The sequence below is a fragment of the Halobacillus sp. Nhm2S1 genome (genome assembly GCF_019599545.1).
GTDB lineage: Bacteria > Bacillota > Bacilli > Bacillales > Halobacillaceae > Halobacillus.
Genome location: NZ_JAIEZV010000002.1, coordinates 1,052,483 through 1,071,872, shown reverse-complemented (window position 1 = coordinate 1,071,872; position 19,390 = coordinate 1,052,483). Strand labels below are relative to the sequence as shown.

General features: G+C 43.7%; 19 protein-coding genes. 9 read left to right on the top strand and 10 right to left on the bottom strand.

The genetic code is table 11. From position 1 onward, the window contains the following. Positions 1–43: 43 nt before the first annotated feature. From gyrB to dnaA, 6 genes are all read right to left on the bottom strand, one after another. Positions 44–1,966, bottom strand: a complete 1,923-nt coding sequence (gyrB, locus tag K2225_RS11500; RefSeq protein ID WP_255574427.1) for a DNA topoisomerase (ATP-hydrolyzing) subunit B — start codon at positions 1,964–1,966, stop codon at positions 44–46. 63 nt (positions 1,967–2,029) lie between these two features. Then, positions 2,030–2,314, bottom strand: a complete 285-nt coding sequence (gene remB / locus K2225_RS11495) for an extracellular matrix regulator RemB (protein WP_220584854.1) — start codon at positions 2,312–2,314, stop codon at positions 2,030–2,032. Positions 2,315–2,323: 9 nt separating this feature from the next. After that, the gene (gene recF, locus K2225_RS11490) at positions 2,324–3,442 is read right to left on the bottom strand and encodes a DNA replication/repair protein RecF (RefSeq protein WP_146814491.1); all 1,119 of its coding nucleotides are present in this window, start codon (positions 3,440–3,442) and stop codon (positions 2,324–2,326) included. A gap of 15 nt (positions 3,443–3,457) precedes the next feature. Continuing rightward, positions 3,458–3,679 carry a S4 domain-containing protein YaaA gene (yaaA, locus tag K2225_RS11485; protein WP_220584853.1) on the bottom strand — a complete coding sequence of 74 codons (222 nt, stop codon included), beginning with the start codon at positions 3,677–3,679 and terminating at the stop codon, positions 3,458–3,460. Positions 3,680–4,032: 353 nt separating this feature from the next. After that, positions 4,033–5,172, bottom strand: a complete 1,140-nt coding sequence (dnaN, locus tag K2225_RS11480; protein ID WP_220584852.1) for a DNA polymerase III subunit beta — start codon at positions 5,170–5,172, stop codon at positions 4,033–4,035. A gap of 173 nt (positions 5,173–5,345) precedes the next feature. Next, complete coding sequence (gene dnaA, locus K2225_RS11475; RefSeq protein ID WP_160916439.1) at positions 5,346–6,701, bottom strand: chromosomal replication initiator protein DnaA; 1,356 nt, start codon at positions 6,699–6,701, stop codon at positions 5,346–5,348. Between the two features lie 671 nt (positions 6,702–7,372). Here dnaA and rpmH point away from each other — a divergent pair. The 9 genes from rpmH (at position 7,373) to K2225_RS11430 (ending at position 15,774) form a co-directional block, all read left to right on the top strand. Continuing rightward, positions 7,373–7,510 carry a 50S ribosomal protein L34 gene (rpmH, locus tag K2225_RS11470; protein WP_089650739.1) on the top strand — a complete coding sequence of 46 codons (138 nt, stop codon included), beginning with the start codon at positions 7,373–7,375 and terminating at the stop codon, positions 7,508–7,510. Between the two features lie 253 nt (positions 7,511–7,763). Next, complete coding sequence (rnpA, locus tag K2225_RS11465; protein WP_220584851.1) at positions 7,764–8,117, top strand: ribonuclease P protein component; 354 nt, start codon at positions 7,764–7,766, stop codon at positions 8,115–8,117. A 113-nt stretch (positions 8,118–8,230) separates the two neighbouring features. After that, a complete protein-coding gene (gene spoIIIJ / locus K2225_RS11460) occupies positions 8,231–8,989 on the top strand; it encodes a YidC family membrane integrase SpoIIIJ (RefSeq protein ID WP_220584850.1) in 759 nt (252 codons plus the stop codon). After that, positions 8,989–9,603 (top strand): RNA-binding cell elongation regulator Jag/EloR, encoded by a 615-nt coding sequence (gene jag, locus K2225_RS11455; protein WP_220584849.1) that lies wholly within the window; start codon positions 8,989–8,991, stop codon positions 9,601–9,603. The genes spoIIIJ and jag overlap by 1 nt, the downstream gene beginning before the upstream one ends. A gap of 652 nt (positions 9,604–10,255) precedes the next feature. Then, positions 10,256–11,632 (top strand): tRNA uridine-5-carboxymethylaminomethyl(34) synthesis GTPase MnmE, encoded by a 1,377-nt coding sequence (gene mnmE, locus K2225_RS11450; protein WP_220584848.1) that lies wholly within the window; start codon positions 10,256–10,258, stop codon positions 11,630–11,632. A 50-nt stretch (positions 11,633–11,682) separates the two neighbouring features. Beyond that, positions 11,683–13,572 (top strand): tRNA uridine-5-carboxymethylaminomethyl(34) synthesis enzyme MnmG, encoded by a 1,890-nt coding sequence (gene mnmG, locus K2225_RS11445; protein ID WP_146814509.1) that lies wholly within the window; start codon positions 11,683–11,685, stop codon positions 13,570–13,572. Between the two features lie 17 nt (positions 13,573–13,589). Then, the gene (rsmG, locus tag K2225_RS11440; protein WP_220584847.1) at positions 13,590–14,306 is read left to right on the top strand and encodes a 16S rRNA (guanine(527)-N(7))-methyltransferase RsmG; all 717 of its coding nucleotides are present in this window, start codon (positions 13,590–13,592) and stop codon (positions 14,304–14,306) included. Positions 14,307–14,407: 101 nt separating this feature from the next. Next, positions 14,408–14,905, top strand: coding sequence for a metallophosphoesterase family protein (locus K2225_RS11435; protein WP_220584846.1), 498 nt, complete (start codon positions 14,408–14,410; stop codon positions 14,903–14,905). 107 nt (positions 14,906–15,012) lie between these two features. Then, positions 15,013–15,774, top strand: coding sequence for an SDR family oxidoreductase (locus K2225_RS11430; protein WP_220584845.1), 762 nt, complete (start codon positions 15,013–15,015; stop codon positions 15,772–15,774). Between the two features lie 16 nt (positions 15,775–15,790). Here the strand turns inward: K2225_RS11430 and nei are convergent, their stop codons facing one another. From nei to K2225_RS11410, 4 genes are all read right to left on the bottom strand, one after another. Then, positions 15,791–16,624, bottom strand: coding sequence for an endonuclease VIII (gene nei / locus K2225_RS11425; RefSeq protein WP_220584844.1), 834 nt, complete (start codon positions 16,622–16,624; stop codon positions 15,791–15,793). Between the two features lie 18 nt (positions 16,625–16,642). Further along, positions 16,643–17,512: an SDR family oxidoreductase gene (locus tag K2225_RS11420; RefSeq protein ID WP_220584843.1), complete on the bottom strand. Its 870-nt coding sequence runs from the start codon at positions 17,510–17,512 to the stop codon at positions 16,643–16,645. Between the two features lie 94 nt (positions 17,513–17,606). After that, positions 17,607–18,074: a hypothetical protein gene (locus tag K2225_RS11415; protein ID WP_220584842.1), complete on the bottom strand. Its 468-nt coding sequence runs from the start codon at positions 18,072–18,074 to the stop codon at positions 17,607–17,609. Positions 18,075–18,097: 23 nt separating this feature from the next. Next, on the bottom strand, positions 18,098–19,084 hold the full coding sequence (locus K2225_RS11410; protein WP_220584841.1) for a DUF3231 family protein: 987 nt from the start codon (positions 19,082–19,084) through the stop codon (positions 18,098–18,100). Positions 19,085–19,390 lie beyond the last annotated feature (306 nt).

Sequence of the window (19,390 nt, the reverse complement as noted above, 5' to 3'; positions counted from 1 at the left end):
TGTTTGCCTCCCTTTCCCACTCTTTCAAGACATTCGTTTTATATTAAACATCAAGGTTTTGTACATATTGGGCGTTCTCTTGAATGAAGTTACGACGCGGTTCGACTTTATCTCCCATAAGAATATCGAAGGTTTCATCCGCCCCCATCGCATCCTCTAAGCTGACCTGAAGCATCGTTCTCGTTTCAGGGTCCATTGTCGTTTCCCAAAGCTGTTCCGGGTTCATCTCTCCAAGACCCTTGTAGCGCTGAACACCTGGCTTCGGTGAGTTGGACAGCTCGGCAAGCTTTGCATCCAGCTGCTTATCACTGTACGTGTAGTAGATCGCTTTTCCTTGCTGGATCTTATAAAGCGGCGGCTGAGCGATATAGATATAGCCATGTTCGATCAATGGACGCATATAACGATAGAAGAACGTCAATAGTAAAGTACGGATGTGTGCACCATCGACGTCGGCATCGGTCATGATGACAATCTTATGATATCGTGCCTTTGAAATATCGAATTCTTCACCGATTCCTGTACCAAGAGCGGTAATAATGGCACGTACTTCATTGTTGGAAAGGATTTTATCCAGGCGTGCTTTTTCAACATTGATGATTTTACCGCGCAATGGCAGAATCGCTTGAAAATGACGATCTCGTCCCTGCTTGGCAGATCCACCGGCAGAATCACCCTCAACGATGTAAAGTTCAGAGATATTCGCATCTTTGGACGAACAGTCCGCCAATTTACCTGGCAGGTTGGATACCTCAAGCGCATTTTTACGGCGCGTCAATTCACGAGCTTTCTTCGCGGCCATTCTTGCTCTTGAAGCCATCAATCCTTTTTCAACAATCGTTTTCGCCATATTTGGATTTTCGAAAAGGAACTTTGTGAAGCTTTCTGAGAACAGAGAGTCCGTAACGGTACGGGCTTCACTATTGCCGAGCTTCGTCTTTGTTTGACCTTCGAACTGCGGGTCCGGATGTTTGATCGAGATGATCGCTGTCAAACCTTCCCTGACATCGTCGCCGGTCAAATTCGGATCCGTCTCCTTGAACATATTGTTTTTACGTGCATAGTCGTTGATCACACGTGTCAAACCGGTCTTGAACCCGGATTCGTGTGTCCCGCCTTCATACGTATGAATGTTGTTGGCATAGGAATAAATGTTGCTTGCGAATCCATCGTTGTACTGCATGGCGATTTCTATGGAAATCTCGTCCTGCTCATCCTCGATGAAGAAGGCTTCATGCAGGGTTTCACGCGTACGGTTCATGTGTTCGACATAGGAAAGGATTCCGCCTTCGAAATAGTAATTGACAGGGTCTTCATCCGTACGTTTATCTTCAATCGAAATGGTAAGACCTTTATTAAGAAAAGCTAGCTCCCGCAAACGATTGGCAAGAATCTCAAACTTGTACTCTTGGGTCTCTGAGAAAATTTCAGGGTCCGGTTTGAATTGGATGCGTGTTCCTGTCTGATCAGTCTCTCCGATCACCTTCAAGTCTTCTTCTGGGACACCACGGTGATAAGCCTGGTAATGGATGTTTCCATCACGGTGGACGAACACTTCCAGTTTCGTAGATAAGGCGTTTACGACGGACGCCCCTACCCCATGGAGTCCTCCGGATACTTTATAACCGCCCCCGCCGAACTTACCTCCGGCGTGAAGCACGGTCAAAATGACTTCAACAGCTGGACGTCCCGTTTTCTCCTGAATCCCGACAGGAATACCACGGCCGTTATCGGTAACGGTAATGCTGTTGTCTTTTTCAATCGCGACTTGAATATGATCGCAAAAACCGGCCATCGCTTCATCAATACTGTTATCGACAATTTCCCATACGAGGTGGTGCAAGCCTTTTTCGTTCGTAGAACCAATATACATTCCCGGACGCTTTCTTACCGCTTCTAACCCTTCCAGTACCTGTATTTGACTCTCATCATATGCCTGCTGCTCTTCGATAATATCTTCCTTCATGGTACTCACCTACATTTCTCAAGTGGTTTATCTCTAATCCCTTACGTCTCGTCTATCGGTATATTAAAAATCGGACTCTTCCGAGAAGTCTTCCAGTTTGTTCAGTGTGGTCATCATGTTCGCCCGCTTCTTCAAGGTATAGACAGATAGTGGGCTGAAATAGATGACATCATTCGTGATTACAATCGATTTCGCCTGGTAATCTTCCGTTTCGATGACCTGCTTTTCCTTACGTTGGTTATGAATCATTTCTTCAATGATGGAAGAAGATGAAATCAAGCTATTATCAATAATTGCCACGACATCCTTCGACTGGATGACGTGATCATCCCCAATATGAATGAACAATTCGCCACCTCATTTCTCTACGTCTATCGTTCCTTCTTTGACCCGGAAAATCTCCGCTTGTTTCAGTGCTTCATGTTCAATTCCATCAATACTCGTTGTAGAAACGAACGTCTGCACTTTCCCTTGAATCGTATGAAGCAGATGCGATTGTCTGAAGTCATCCAGTTCACTAAGTACGTCATCAAGAAGCAAAATCGGATATTCCCCTACTTCACTATGAATCAGTTCAATTTCAGCGAGTTTCAAAGACAAAGCCGTCGTCCGCTGCTGACCCTGCGATCCATACGTTTGGACATCTTTTCCGTTCACATAAAAAACCAGATCATCCCTGTGTGGTCCTGCCAACGTGGTCCCGCGTTCCACTTCTTTTGATTCAATTTCTGCAAACTTTTCAGAGAATGTATCTTTTATTGTTTCCAAATTCATATCCTCTGATACTCGTACACTTGCATCATAAGCAATTTCCAGCTTCTCCAGCTGGCGACTGATTCCTTCGTGGATCGGTGTCGCCCATGACCTTAGAAGCTGCAGGAATTTGAACCGTCGTTCGACAATCGTCGTAGCATGCTCGATCAGCTGCTCTGTCAAAACACCAAGCATTGTCCGGTCCGCTCCCGGCTTCCGCTGCAAATCTTTCAACAGATGGTTTCGTTGCCTGAGAATCTTCTGATATTGACCTAAGTGATAAATATATGTGGGTTGTATTTGGCCGATTTCCATGTCAATAAACCGACGACGCACCTGAGGACTCCCTTTTACAAGATTGAGATCCTCAGGTGCAAACATCACCACGTTCAAAGCGCCGATGTAGTCGCTCAGACGCTTTTGCTCAATATGATTCAACTTCGCTTTTTTCCCCTTTTTAGAGACAATGATCTCCAGGGGAAAGCGACGATTCCGTTTAAAGATACTCCCTTTTATTTTACCATACTCTTCATCCCACTGTATGAGTTCTTTATCTCTAGGTGTACGATGGGATCTTGTAAAAGCGAGGACATAGATCGCTTCCATCAAATTGGTTTTTCCCTGGGCATTTTCACCAATGATGACATTGATCTTATGGTCGAACGTCAATGAGAGCTCATCATAGTTCCTGAACGAACGTAATGATAACTCATGGATATACATTAAAAGCCGCCTGACCTAAACTTCTTTGACGACAGTGAAGCTGCCGAATTCTTCAACTTCTACTGTATCGCCCACATACAGTTTGCGGCCACGACGATTGTCAGGTTCTCCATTTACGAGAACTTCAAATTCCGACAAGAAAATTTTCACCATTCCACCAGATTCGACAATATTGGCTAATTTTAAAAACTTGCCTAATGGAATGTATTCTGTGTTGATACCGATCTCTTCGTTCATATCATTTCACCCTATTTCATGAATTCACCTATCTTTCATTTTACTAAAGATAGATGTGTAAAGAAAGTGTGAGGCAACGAAACAGGTCTGTGTGCCTTATCCAACTTTTGTTCGTTGACATCTTAACCTTTCCCTTCCCTCATTCTCCCATCATGCGCTCCCTTTCGAGTTTCCCCTTTTCACATTAAAAACTTAGGTACCTAAATATGCAATGCTGCGAAAACGAACAGTTATTAACATACTCAAACGTTCCTTCGAGTCTCTACCAGCTAGGAAATACACCTCTGACCAATAAGAAAAGGTGCTCTATGAAGAACATAAAGCACCTTTTTACCTTTGCCTGTTTCTGAAATTTAATAAGTTCTGACTGGAAGAATCAACTGTAAAATTTGGTCGTCATCGACAGGGCGAATTAAGAATGGACGCATCGCTCCCGTAAACTCGACTTTCACTTGATCATAATCGACCGCTTTTAGTGCATCCATCATGTATTTTGCACTGAAAGAAATCTTTAAATCTTCTCCATCGACATCATTCGCCATCACTTCTTCGACAACATTCCCTACTTCCGGGGAATTCCCTGTAATTTCAAGATGATTGTCTTCTTTTGTAATTAAACGCACGACATTGTTGCGATTCTCTTTCGCTAGAAGAGACGCGCGGTCCACCGACTGCAGAAGTTCCTTCGTATCAATCTTCACAATGGTTTTGCTTTGTTCAGGAATTAAACGGGAAGTTTCCGGATAATTTCCATCAAGTAAGCGGGAAAGGAAGTACAGGTGTTTCGTGCGGAATAAGACCTGATTTTCTGTCACACTCACTTCAATCGTGTCTTCAGAATCATCAAGAATTTTGTTTAATTCCGTCAAACTCTTACCAGGAATGACCACGGCAGGTAAAGACTTTCCTTCCGGTTGTTCCAAAGGGATTTTACGTGAAGCCAATCGATGGCTGTCGGTCGCGATAAATTCAAGGTTTCCGTCCTCAAGTTTCACATGAACACCTGTAAGAATTGGTCTTGTTTCAGAAGTTGATACTGCAAAAACGGTCTGGCGAATTAAATTTTTCAAAAGATCGATAGGCAGTTCAAAGCTGTCTTCTGTGTGAAGCTGCGGAAGTTGAGGGTACTCTTCTGGATCTTGTCCGTTTAAGTGGAATTCTGCATTCCCAGAACGGATGGTGACATTCCGAGTATGGTCACTTTCTATTTCAACTGTATTTTGAGGAAGTTTACGCACAATATCAGGGAAATATTTAGCTTGAAGAACAATGCTCCCAGGTTCGATATTTTCTACATAAACAATTCCATCTTCTTCACTAGGAATAAAAGATTCAATTGAGATATCTGAATCACTACCTGTTAATTTAATTCCTTCTTCACTTGCTTCGAGTTTCATTCCTGTAAGAATTGGAATTGTCGTTCTGGAAGAGATGGCTTTCATTACGTTTTGAACACTATTGATCAGTTGATCCCTTTGGATAACGAATTTCATTTTGAATACACTCCTCCTACTTGAGCATATATTAATTATTTTTATATAAAATGTAGTAATAGTACTAGTATGGGCTGTGGAAATGTGGATAACAAGGGTAAACGTTTATCTCGCAAGGTTATCCACATGTGGATAGGGTGTTGATGAACATGCATCCCTATTCACACTATCCACTAGTGAGATTTTAACTGTTCTCGGATTTCATCCAATTCTTTTTGCAGCTGTTGATCATCGGCAACCATTTTTGAGATCTTTTCGTGAGCATGAATGACGGTTGTATGATCGCGCCCTCCAAACTCTTCTCCGATTTTCGGTAATGAGAAATCTGTAAGCTCTCTCGATAGATACATGGCAATTTGCCTCGGAAAGGCTACCGATTTTGTCCGTTTCTTCGCTGGGAAATCTTCCAGTCTCACATTATATTTTTCACCGACCATTTCCTGAATGGCTTCAATCGTAATGACCTTAGGTTTCGAGCTAGGAATGATGTCTTTCAAAGCTTCTGCCGCAAGTGATGCGTTAATATCACTATTGATTAATGAAGAATAGGCAACGACACGGATCAGTGCACCTTCAAGTTCGCGGATGTTTGTATCGATTTGATTGGCGATGTAAAGCATCACTTCGTTCGGGATATCCAAACCTTCCGCTTTTGCTTTTTTACGAAGAATCGCAATCCTCGTTTCTAAATCAGGCGGAGTGATGTCTGTGATCAGTCCCCATTCAAAGCGTGATCGCAAGCGGTCTTCCAGTGTAGGGATTTCTTTTGGCGGACGGTCACTGGAAATGACAATCTGCTTGCTCTCTTCATGAAGTGTATTGAACGTATGGAAGAACTCTTCCTGTGTTTGTTCTTTTCCTGCAAGGAACTGTATATCATCTATTAAAAGCACGTCGACACTTCGATATTTATTTCGGAAGTTGACGGCCTTGTTATCTCTGATCGAATTAATGAATTCGTTCGTGAACTTTTCAGATGATAGATAAACCACTTTGGCATTTGGATTATGATCGAGCACATAGTGTCCGATCGCATGCATCAAGTGCGTTTTACCAAGACCTACACCACCATAAATAAATAATGGGTTATAAGCTTTTGCTGGTGCCTCTGCAACAGCCAGGGACGCAGCATGAGCGAATCGGTTGCCTGAACCGATGACAAACGTGTCGAATGTATATTTGGAATTCAGCATGCTTTGTGGTGATTCTTCGTTTCCGTTGTTTTTTACATTTGGTACTTTTTTGGATGATAGTTTTACATCTTCCAGTGAGTCGTCCTTAGATTCCGGAATAATGAACTTTGTATCAAGTTCCGCCCCTGTCACTTCATATAAAGTTTCCGTAATCAAACGTTCATATTGATTTTCAAGCCAATCTCTGGCGAATTCATTCGGAGCAACAATCGTCAGCGTATTTTCATTTAAAGAATCAGCTTTGGTTGCTTTCAACCATGTTTCGAAGCTCGGTTTGCTGATTTTTTCTTTAATCTGCTCGAGCGTATTGTTCCATAATTCGTTGATGTTCTCCAAATTGTTTCACCCCTCTCTGTTTCAGTGGAAAACAAAAAAACCTTTCGTTCTCTTTTTCGAACGTAGCAAAAGGATCGAAAGGTATTCGTATAAGGTTTGTATAATAGATTTCGTTAAAAAACCTCTGATCGGATGTGGATGTCCGAAAGTTGATTTTACTAGAGTTCTAGAAAGTTATTTTCAATATCCACATTCTTGTGCATAACTACATAAACAGGCGTGTTAATAACTGTCCACACGTTATCCACAATCTGTGGAAAAGATTTTAAGTCTTCAGAAGTCATTCACGGTTAAACACAAATATAATACCAGATAAAAACGGCAGTTGCAATGGTTCACGGTAACTTATCCACAATTTCAATGCCTTGTAGACAAAACTCATCCACAACACTATATTTTGTGATTTTCTTGTCGATATTTGTTGTGGACAGTAGAAAACGCAGGTTTAAATTATACACAGATCCTGTGAATGTTCGCCAGGGGGAGATTTTGTTCGCTTATTTTAGAAGGGTGACCCGCTTGTTATAGTACAGGCCTGTTATATAACGGAGAAGATCTTTAAGAGGACACTCTTAAAATAAAAGTTGACAAAAAGCAAGGGGATTTATTATACTAATCGGGACTGCCTTTTAGATGTATTATTGGAATTTTCCTCAGGAGGTGTATATATAATGAGTAAACGCACGTTTCAACCAAATAATCGTAAGCGTAAAAAAGTACACGGCTTCCGTGCACGTATGAGCACTAAGAACGGTCGTCACGTTCTAGCACGTCGTCGTCGTAAAGGAAGAAAAGTTCTATCAGCATAGGCCACTGAAAACAATCAGTGGTCTTTTTTTCAGTATAATGGTCAAAAGAGGGGGCGGATCTTCGTCCCTCTTTTGTTTTTTTAGAGAAAAGTAAAACGTAGAATTTTAAATCAAACTTTGATCGCCAAGAAAGACGAGAGAAGGATAAAAAGAGATGTTTTCCTACATAATGGTAAAAGATCTCGCTGGGAGAATAGTGGAAGGCAAAACGGTCTGCCCAAGCCATCTTGTTTGTGATTTTGGAGGGTGTTCGATGAAAAAAGCTTATCGTATTAAAAAAAATGAAGACTTTCAAAAGGTTTTTCGTCGCGGGCAATCGTTCGCCAATCGCCAGTTGGTCCTTTATTATATGAAAAAGGAAGAACAATCCCATTTTAGAATCGGTTTATCCGTCAGCAAGAAAATTGGTCACGCGGTCATGCGGAACCAGATCAAGCGATACCTAAGGCAAGCCTTTCATGAACTGGAGGCAGAGATCCACCCGGATTATGACCTTGTCATCATTGCCCGGAAACCGACGAACCAAATGGAATTTCATGAGATAAAGAAAAGCCTGACCCATGTGTTATCACGGTCAAAGCTATTAAATAAAAAAATTCGCACGTAATCATATAGAATTATGGTATCAACTAATGCTAAACTTATGATTGTCGTATAGTCATTCATCGGTTTGTATTTAAAAAAAGATAGAAGAGCGATTTCAGTAAGGAGGAAGGAACGTTGCGGAATAAATTACTCATCCTGGTCGCGATGACAGGTATGCTTACGTTCCTATCCGGGTGTATGGACGTCAACCAAGAGATCACCTCGGATAGTACAGGATTTTGGAATGAATATATTGTATATCCATTATCACAAACATTGTTGTTTTTCGCTGATGCTACGAATGGAAGTTACGGGTTGGCGATTATCATCGTTACCATCATCATTCGTGTCCTGCTTTTGCCATTGAACATCAAACAATTGAAAAGTTCAAAAGCGATGCAGGATATCCAGCCGGAATTGAAAGAACTGAGAGAAAAGTATTCTTCCAAAGATGCTCAGACTCAGCAGAAGCTTCAACAAGAAACGATGCAGCTTTTCCAGAAAAACGGTGTCAATCCACTCGCGGGTTGTTTACCAATCATCGTTCAAATGCCGATTTTAATTGGTTTTTATCATGCAATTATGAGAACAGAAGCTGTTCAAACCCATAACTTCTTATGGCTGGAGCTTGGACAAGCCGATCCGTTCTTAGCGATTCTGACAGCAGCAACAACTTTCCTGCAACAAAAGTTAATGATGGCAGGAGGAGCGGCTGCACAGAACCCGCAAATGCAAATGATGCTATATATCATGCCGTTGATGATCGGTACATTCGCATTCTTCTTCCCATCTGCCCTTGCGTTGTACTGGATTGTCGGTAACATTGTCATGATTCTTCAAACCATTTTCATTCGTAAACCAATGATGAAAGATGAGACAGGAGGAGCAAACTAGTGAAGCAATGGACTGCTACGGGAACTACAGTTGATGAGGCGATCCAAACAGCACTAGAGCAATTACACACATCAAGAGATCAAGTCGATGTCGAGATCATTGATGAAGGTAAAAAAGGATTTCTCGGTTTTGGTACGAAACCAGCGATTGTAAAAGCAACGATCAAGAAAAATCCAGTGCAGGACGTCGAAACATTCATCTATGAAGTAGCAGAACAAATGGGCGCTCCTGTCCAGGTGAAAACAGAGCTCCGTCAACGAGACATTTATATGGATCTCGAAGGTGAAAAGATTGCGATGCTGATCGGCAAGCGCGGCCAAACGTTGAATTCCCTTCAATATTTGGCTCAACTCGTCGTGAATCGTGAGTCTGATGTCTTTTATACCGTCATGTTAGACGCAGAAGGCTATCGTGGTCGAAGAAAAGAAACTTTAGAAAATCTCGCACATCGATTGGCGGAAAAAGCGGTACGGACCAATCAGGAAGTGAAGCTTGAGCCAATGCCGTCTTATGAAAGAAAAATCATTCACAGTGCGCTGCAAAACCATAAAAAAGTCGAGACGGATTCTGACGGGAATGACCCCCGCAGACACGTCGTCATTCGACCTCAATAAAGTTTTTTATCATGCTTCTGTTCATCCCTCATGAACAGAAGCATTTTTTATGGATCCCTTAAATCAACAAACGCTGTCTTGTTGAGGACTCAGTTTCGAGACTTTTGTTGAGCGGGCGGGCGGGGGCTGCGGGTAATAGCTCGCTTTCCGCGGGGCCCCGCACGAGGTGGGGTCTCACCATGCACTTTGTTCCCCCAGGAGTCTCGCCATTCCCCTTCGCCCCTTTGCCATATAAGTATCTCGAAACTCAATTTGGAATAAGCTGCTTGGCATAGTAATTGGAGGGGAGCCAACACCAAAGGACGCTGTTATCGTGGAAGGCACCCTCCCACAGGAAAGCAAGAGGATTCCCAACCATACCTGACGCTCAACACAGCAACGAACCCCGAAAAACCTTGAATGCGAATCACCCACAATCCTGCCAAATTGTTCATTAAATAACTGGTGGTCGTATTGTTCCCTGATATGGTGGGGAAAATGGTAGGGAGAGTTATGCACATGTGGATAACTAAAAGGGACGGAAACAGGGAATATACGTGTTGATATCTTTTCAAAACACGTGGCGGTGTGGTAAGGTAATATGTTAGTGACATTAAAATTATTCGTATTGTGGATAAATATAAATCAAACAATTTTCAGGAGGTGAGTGCGTGTGGAAACAGATACAATAACCGCAATTTCGACCCCGATGGGAGAAGGGGCAATTGCTATTGTCCGTTTAAGTGGACCTGAGGCCGTGGCCATTGCTGCGAACCTTTTCAAAGGGAAAGATTTGAATGAGGTCGATTCCCACACGATGCATTACGGTAAGATTATTGACCCTGAAACGGGCGAAATGGCGGAGGAAGTAATGGTATCTGTCATGCGTGCCCCAAAAACTTTTACAAGAGAAGATATCGTTGAAATTAACTGCCATGGTGGCCTCGTTTCTGTAAATCGCTTGTTGGAGATTGTGTTAGCGAGCGGTGCCAGATTAGCAGAACCCGGTGAATTCACGAAACGTGCCTTCCTCAATGGTCGGATCGATCTTTCTCAAGCGGAAGCGGTCATGGACTTGATCCGCGCCAAAACGGACCGGGCAATGGATGTCGCTTTGAAGCAGATGGATGGCCGGCTATCGAACCTGATTCAGGATTTAAGACAAAAACTTCTTGAGACGCTTGCTCATGTCGAAGTGAACATTGACTATCCGGAATATGATGACGTCGAAGAGATGTCCCATGAAATGATGGAAGAGAAGACGAAAGAAGTGCACGAAGAAGTCACTCGTATTCTCGAAACCGCGAAACAAGGGAAGATTTTAAGAGAGGGACTGGGAACGGCAATCATCGGCCGCCCGAATGTTGGTAAATCCTCCTTAATGAATGCCCTTGTTCACGAAAATAAAGCGATTGTGACAGAGGTTCCAGGTACGACTCGTGATGTGATTGAAGAATACGTCAACGTCCGTGGCGTTCCACTACGTCTTGTTGATACGGCAGGAATCAGGGAAACGGAAGACATCGTAGAAAAGATTGGTGTCGAACGTTCAAGGCAAGTACTGAAAGAAGCTGACCTGATTCTGTTTGTGTTAAACTATGGGGATGAGCTGAGCGAAGAGGATCAGAAACTTTTTGAAGCCATCCGTGATATGAATATCATCGTCATCGTTAACAAAATGGACTTAGATCAACGTTTAGACCTTGATCAAGTGAAGGAGTTGGCTGGAGACCATCCTGTAATTACAACATCCTTGATCCGCGAAGAGGGCATCGACCAGTTAGAACAAGCGATTGGCGATACATTCTTTGAAGGGGATCTAGATGCTGGTGATATGACATATGTTTCAAATGTCCGTCACGTTCAGTTATTAAAACAAGCGAAGCAGGCCCTTGAAGATGCCCAAAACGGGATGGAGATGGGGGTCCCGCTTGATGTCGTCCAGATCGATGTTACGAGAACGTGGGAAATCCTCGGGGAAATCGTCGGGGATACGGTTCACGAAAGTTTGATCGATCAGTTATTCTCACAATTCTGCTTAGGAAAATAAACGTTCGATTTGAACGATATTCAATATGATAAAAAAGGAGAGTCATCCGAATGACATATGATGCAGGGCATTATGATGTAATTGTTATTGGTGCGGGTCATGCCGGAGTAGAAGCAGGTCTTGCAGCCGCTCGCCGTGGGGCGAAAACGTTGATGCTGACCTTGAACCTCGACCTCGTTGCCTTCATGCCATGTAACCCGTCCATTGGTGGTCCCGCAAAAGGAATTGTCGTCCGTGAAGTGGATGCTTTAGGTGGGGCTATGGGGCGCGTCATTGATAAAACGCACATCCAAATGCGTCTTCTAAATACAAGAAAAGGACCTGCGGTACGGGCATTGCGCGCACAAGCTGACAAACCGCTTTATATCAAAGAAATGAAGCGGGTGCTAGAAAACCAGGAGAACTTGACACTTCGTCAGGCGATGGTTGAAAAAGTATTGGTGGAAGATAACCAGGTCAAAGGTGTCGTCACCGAAACGAAAGCGGCCTACTACGCCCCGACGGTTATTGTTACGACCGGCACATTTATGCGCGGACGTGTGATCATCGGCGATTTGTCGTATGAAAGTGGCCCGAATAACCAGCGTTCAACCGTTTCTCTTTCTGAGCAGCTGGAGGAAATGGGCATTGAGATGGTCCGATTCAAGACAGGAACTCCGATGCGTGTCAACAGTCACACCATCGACTATTCCAAGACTGAAATTCAGCCAGGAGAAGAGGAGCCGCGTTCCTTTTCTTATGAAACCACAGAGTTCATCACCGATCAGATCCCGTGCTGGCTGACGTACACGAACGAAGATACGCACAAAATCATTAACGATAATTTAGGACTATCTGCGATGTATTCAGGAGCGATTAAAGGTACAGGACCGCGTTACTGTCCGTCCATTGAAGATAAAATCGTCCGTTTCAATGACAAACCGCGTCACCAGATATTCCTTGAGCCGGAAGGAAGAGATACGGAAGAGGTCTATGTTCAAGGTCTCTCCACTTCCCTTCCAGAGTACGTGCAGAATGAAATGATGCGCACAGTCCCAGGTCTTGAAAAAGCGGAAATTATGCGTGCCGGCTATGCTATTGAGTATGATTCTGTTGTGCCGACCCAGTTGTGGCCGACACTTGAAACGAAGCAGATCGAAGGACTATTTACAGCTGGGCAGCTGAACGGAACCTCCGGATACGAAGAAGCTGCTGGACAAGGTTTAATGGCAGGGATCAACGCAGCTGCAAAAGCGCTTGATCTCGAACCGTTAATTCTTGACCGTTCTCAAGGTTACATTGGTGTCATGATTGATGACCTTGTGACCAAAGGGACAGGCGAACCGTACCGCCTGCTTACGTCACGTGCAGAATTCCGTTTGATGCTTCGTCATGATAATGCGGATCTTCGACTGACAGAAATCGGTTATCAGCTCGGTTTGATTCCTGAAGACCGTTATGAGCGCTTCCAAGAGAAGAAACGGTTAATTGAAGAAGAGAAAAAACGTCTCGATAAAGTCATTTTGAAAGAGACCGACGAGGTTCAATCTGTCATCGAAGAAGCGGGTGGATCGAAGTTGAAAGATGCCATCCGTGCGACTGACCTACTGAAGCGTCCAGAAATGAATTACAGTCACTTGGAACGTTTGACTCCAAGCGAGGTATCCCTGCCTGATGATGTCAAAGAACAGGTAGAGATCCAGGTGAAGTACAGTGGCTATATTAAAAAAGCGCTGGAACAAATCGATCGCATGAAGAAGATGGAGACGAAGAAAATTCCTGAGGACATTGATTATGATGCCATTCACGGACTTGCGACAGAAGCTCGTGATCGTCTGAAATCCGTCCGACCTCTATCTGTCGGCCAAGCTTCCCGTGTATCAGGGGTGAACCCGGCGGACGTCTCCATTCTGCTTGTATATATCGAACAAGGGAAAATCGCCCGCGTATCTGGGGAATAATTTGAAAGGATGGACTTATGGATATCAACACCTTTCTTAAAGCATTACAGGAACATGGCATAGAACTCGACGATTACCAGCAGCGTCAGTTCGAGAAGTATTTTGACATTCTTGTCGAGTGGAATGAAAAAATGAATCTCACGGCAATTACTGATCAAGAAGGCGTCTATTTGAAACACTTCTACGATTCATTAACGGCCGCCTTCTACTATGATTTCAATCAACCGCTCCGTATTTGTGATGTTGGAGCGGGGGCCGGTTTTCCGAGCTTACCTTTGAAAATCGTCTTTCCACAGTTGAAAGTCACGATTGTCGATTCTTTGAAAAAACGAATCACATTTTTGAATCACTTAGCCCATGAATTGGAGCTGGATGATGTCGCTTTTTATCATGATCGTGCGGAAAACTTCGGGAAAAATGCGAACTTCCGTGAGAGTTACGACCTTGTGATGGCCCGCGCTGTTGCGCGAATGTCCGTCCTTAGTGAGCTGTGCTTACCGCTGGCTGCGAAAGGCGGCAGATTCATGGCAATGAAAGGTCCGAATTTGAAGGATGAAATGGAAGACGCAAAAATCGCGATCCAAACCGTCGGTGGTGAAGTGCTTGATGTTCACACGTTTGAATTGCCGGAAGAGGGCAGCGAGCGAAACATTGCCCTCATTGAGAAAAGAAGAAAAACACCGAAAAAATACCCAAGAAAAGCGGGAACACCGAATAAAACACCGATTCAATAACATCGTTTGCCTCTCTGCCTTTGGTAGAGAGGTTATTTTTTTTAGAATAGGAGAACGTGGATATTGAATTAGAATAATAGAACATTGAAGGAGGAACAGGAGTGGAAATCATTGTGCTGTCAGATACGCATATGCCAAAAAAAGCGAAACAGCTTCCGGAGCGTTTTTTAAAAGAATTGAAGAACGTGGATGCCATTATTCATGCTGGAGATTGGCAGACTTTAGAGCTTTATGAAACGTTGAAAGCTTATGCTCCTGTGTACGGGGTGTATGGCAATGTGGACGGAAAAGAGATCCGAGACAAATTTCCACCCAAACAATTGCTGGAATGGGAAGGGTATCGTGTTGGAATTGTCCATGGGCACGGAGAGAAAAAAACGACAGAAAAACGTTCGATGGAAGCTTTTGAGGATGAAGAAGTGGATGTGTTGATTTACGGGCACTCTCATATCCCAGTCCTTCGTTATTTTAAGAAAACCCTTTTGTTCAACCCGGGATCTCTTACTGATAAAAGGCGTGTGCCTATGTATTCATTTGGAAAACTTTCTTTATCGGAAGGAGGAATTCATGCGGAACATATCCTTTTTGAAGTCCTGTGAAAAAAATTTCATTAATTATATTTAAACTATGAAAGGAATTTCCCTTCCTGCTATCGAAAGGTGTATAGGAGAATGAAAACGCTATCGTAGTGTGAAAGGGGATTGAAATGTCAGTGGAATTATTTAGGTTAAACGGAAAAGTAGCAGCTGTCACTGGTGGAACAAGAGGAATCGGACGTGCGGTGGCTGTCGGTCTTGCTGAAGCGGGAGCCGATATTGCATTGTTACAGAGAAATACTTCACAAGTCGATATAAAAAAAGAAATTGAAGGTCATGGTCGTACCTGCCACATCATTCCGTGTGATTTGAATGACAAAGAGCAAGTGAAAGCAGCGATTCCATCCGTTGTGGAAGCGTTCGGTCGTGTGGATATTCTAGTGAATGCAGCAGGAATCCAAAGGCGTTCTGACGCTGTTGAATTTTCAGAAGAGGACTGGGATGATGTTCTTAATATTAATCTGAAAACGACGTGGATTCTCTGTCAGCAGGCGGGGCGCTATATGGTGCCGAACAAAAGCGGAAAAATCATAAATTTCGCTTCCTTGCTGTCCTACCAGGGAGGAATTCGTGTACCTGCTTATGCGGCTTCCAAGGGGGGTGTTTCCCAGTTGACAAAGGCCTTATCCAATGAATGGGCGAAAGAAGGGGTGAATGTCAATAGTATAGTGCCTGGCTATATCGCAACTGATATGAATACAGCGCTTATCCAGGATGAAGAGAGGAATAAACAAATCCTGGATCGAATTCCAGCTGGAGACTGGGGGAAACCGGAAGATTTCATTGGTGCCGCCGTCTATCTGGCGTCGGATGCCTCACGTTATGTCCACGGACATCAATTGGCCATTGATGGTGGCTGGTTAGGTAGATAAAAAAAACCCGCTCCTTTTATAAGGGAGCGGGTTTTTTTTGACAGGTCGGACAGTAGTAACAGCGGCGGGAAGCGGCACGAAACTTGATAATTTCTGTCCCATCGATCCGGCACGGTCGACCTTCCCGGTTGAACACCCAATGTCTGTATTCATAGCGCTTTTTGCCTTGCTTTTTCAATTCTTCGGCAAGCGCTGGATCGTTTGTTATGCCTTTGTTTTCATAGGAACGCCACATCAGGTCGATGCAAGCTTTTGCTGCACGGTGAAGCTGTTTTTCTGTACAATCCATCGGTCTTGAAAAGGGAGAGATTCCAGCAACAAATAGAATTTCACTGCGCAAATAATTTCCGATTCCAGCGATGAAGGCTTGATCCAGCAATAGAGAGGTCCATTTTCTCCTTTTGAATCTCTTATCCTGGAAACGAATAAACAAATCCTCAGCCGACACTTCTTCACTTAAAAGATCAGGACCTACTTTTGAAAGAAAAGGGTGGTCTTCCTCTTCTCCCTGTTTCAGCACATCAATATCTGAAGCACTGTAAAGAAGAGCCGACTTCTTTTCATTATGAATGGCGAGCCGCAGTTGCCGGTTCGTTTTCGGATAGTTGTAGGCATTTCTAATGTACCATTTTCCGTATAGTTGGTTATGGGAATAGATAACATAATTATTGTCAAAACGGATGAGCATCGCTTTCCCTTTTGTATCAACTTTGGTGACCTTTGAACCGCTCAGGATTTCTTCATACGCTTGTAAATGTTCAAAGGCGAAACTTATATCAATGACGGTTTTATCCCTTACTGCTTTTTCTACAGAATCTGCTGCACGTCTAATTTCTGGTCCTTCTGGCATCTGTTTCGTTCCTTTCGATCAGCTGGATGTAAACATACCACCGTTAATATGGATGAACTGGCCTGTCATGTAGGTGGAATCAGCGGAGGCGAGCAACACGTAACTTCCCACGTGCTCCACCGGCTGTCCTGGTCGTCCCATTGGTGTGTTTGTCCCGAACTCTTCGACTTTATCTTCTGGAAACGTAGCTGGAATAAGAGGGGTCCAAATCGGCCCTGGGGCAATGCCGTTGACACGTATCCCTTTGTTTACCAACTGCTTGGCCATGGAGCGGGTAAAGGCAACGACGGCTCCTTTTGTCGCTGTGTAATCAACAAGTTCAGGGTTTCCTACATACGGATTGACCGACGCTGTATTGATAATAGCGCTTCCCCTTTTTAAGTGAGGGATCGCTGCTTTCGTTAAATGGAACATGGAAAAAATATTTGTCCGGAACGTGCTTTCCAATTGCTCTGTGGAAATGTTCAACAAATCATCCGTCGGGTGTTGTTCAGCCGCGTTATTGACGAGAATGTCCAATTGACCAAGCTCGGTCACTGTACGCTCCACAGCAGTTTTGCATATCTCCTCATCTCCGACGTCTCCAGGAATTAAGATGGCGCGGCGTCCTTCCTCTTCCACTTTTTTCTTCGTGTATTCGGCATCTTCATGTTCTTCTAAGTAAGAAATAGCAACATCGGCGCCTTCTTTTGCATAGCCGATGGCCACAGATCTTCCGATGCCACTGTCACCGCCTGTAATGAGGGCTACTTTTCCAACTAATTTATTACCACTCGTGTAATCTTCATCTGCCTGCAGGGGAAGGGGGTTCATTTTTTCCTCTATTCCTGGCTGTATGGATTGTTCTTGGCCAGGTTGACCTTTTTTCTGTCGCTGTTCTCGATTCATATGTGAAGTCCTCCTCTAATTATGCTTGTTTGATGTCATTCCACCATTTGGGAAAAATCAAACAAACATAACAAAAACCCCTTCATGGCGGGATCTATGAGGGGGTTTCGGAAGAGCGTAATAATAATGACCTTACGAAAAGTCCAATGATGATACCGGGCAGCAAGAATAGGATGGGAAGCCAGACCGGCCCAATCAAAATCCCGCCTACCTTAAATAGAGGAGAATAGATCAGCCCGATGGTCACGGAGTAGGCGCAAAAAGCAAAAGGCACGAAAGAATAGGGGGCACATTCCCCATCTGCCTCACGGTACGCATCCCAGACAGCGAACATATACACACAAGGGTAAAACATCAGCCATTGATAGTCCGTCACTTCAATGGCTTTTTCAATATTCCCATGAAAGCTATGGACAATGGCCATGTTAAAGGAGCTGTTCACATTGAGAATCACTTCTAAAAGGATGAAGGCGAGTCCTTTGATGAGATGTCCATTCAATAGCTGGCCGAATCCCGGAAAAGCAATGCTCCATAATAAAATTTCCAGTCGTTTTTCTTTCATATCGATTCCTCTTCCGCTAAAAATTATTGGATGAGTTTCTCTCTGTCTGGAGCTTGAGGGGGTTCTTCAAACCATCCATTGTGGATCATGATATCCAGACCATCTTTGGCATAGATTGCTGTCTCTAAAATCAATTTCTGATAAGAGAACACGATATCGTACCGCAGGCTGACAGCTGAACTGGTCGCATAATTTCCCTGCCCGGATGACGCAAGAACACTGATCAAATACATCATAATTCGATCAGAAAAGACAGGGTCCGTACGGGTGGTCAAAAAATTCGCAGACACCATAGGGGTCATGATTCCGGATTGATCCAAGAGACTTGAGAAGATTTTCCGGTGTTTGATTGACATCTTTTTCCCATGCTTCATATACTCTTTGACCGTTTTGTTTTTACTTGTCTGAGCAAAACCCTGACATAACACTTCTCCGATGGTGTTATTTTTAATATTTTCATACAAGTGAGTGATTTCCATCGCATTCAAGGATCGCTTGCTGAAAGGGTGGTAATAATTTTTTGATTCAATGTATTCCGTTTCTTTATCAATGGCGATTTGAGGAGGTCTTGTATAAATCCCTTTCTCAAGTCCGGTGTTTACACACTCGTGGAAAAGTTGGTCTTGCTTGCGAATGCGTTCACTGAAAAAGTTCCGGACATCCTCTCTGGAAGAGGCACCTAAAGAGAATCCGTCCGAAGTAAGCCCCGCCTGTCCCATATGCTCGAGAAAGGTCAACATGAATGGATCTGTAAACAGCTTGGGCGCATTCGGGTTCAGGTCATCCATGGAATAGCCGTTGGGAACGGGAAGATTTGCATCCTCAAAGAAACGACCGCAGTCATTCACTCCTTGTTCCGCAATCTCTTTTGCCAGCTTAATCAACGGTTGGATCTCTTCATCCCTGTGAGTCAATTCAAAATGTTCCAAAACAGGGATGGCCATACTGTTCTGAATATATTGTGTCCACAATAGCCCGATTTCATTGGCTGTCAGTGTTTTTTGGGACATATTGGTTTCCCTCCTGTGATGATGGTGGCGGCGCTAATTTACTCTCTTTCACTTCTTCTTTGTACAACAGATAACCGGGCAGACAAATAAAGTTCACCAGGAAAATGTAGATCAATAATTTTGCTAACCAGTCGATGACGAACACGGTTGATATAAATATGAACGCAACGATGCATAAGGGAGATAGATAAGCGTAAAGCATGGTCCGCCCTCCTTGTCTCTTTTATACTTTCCGTTCGGGTATAAATTATTACGAAAAGAAGATGATAGGAAAAAGAAGTCAGATCGACAAATAAGGAGTTCGTT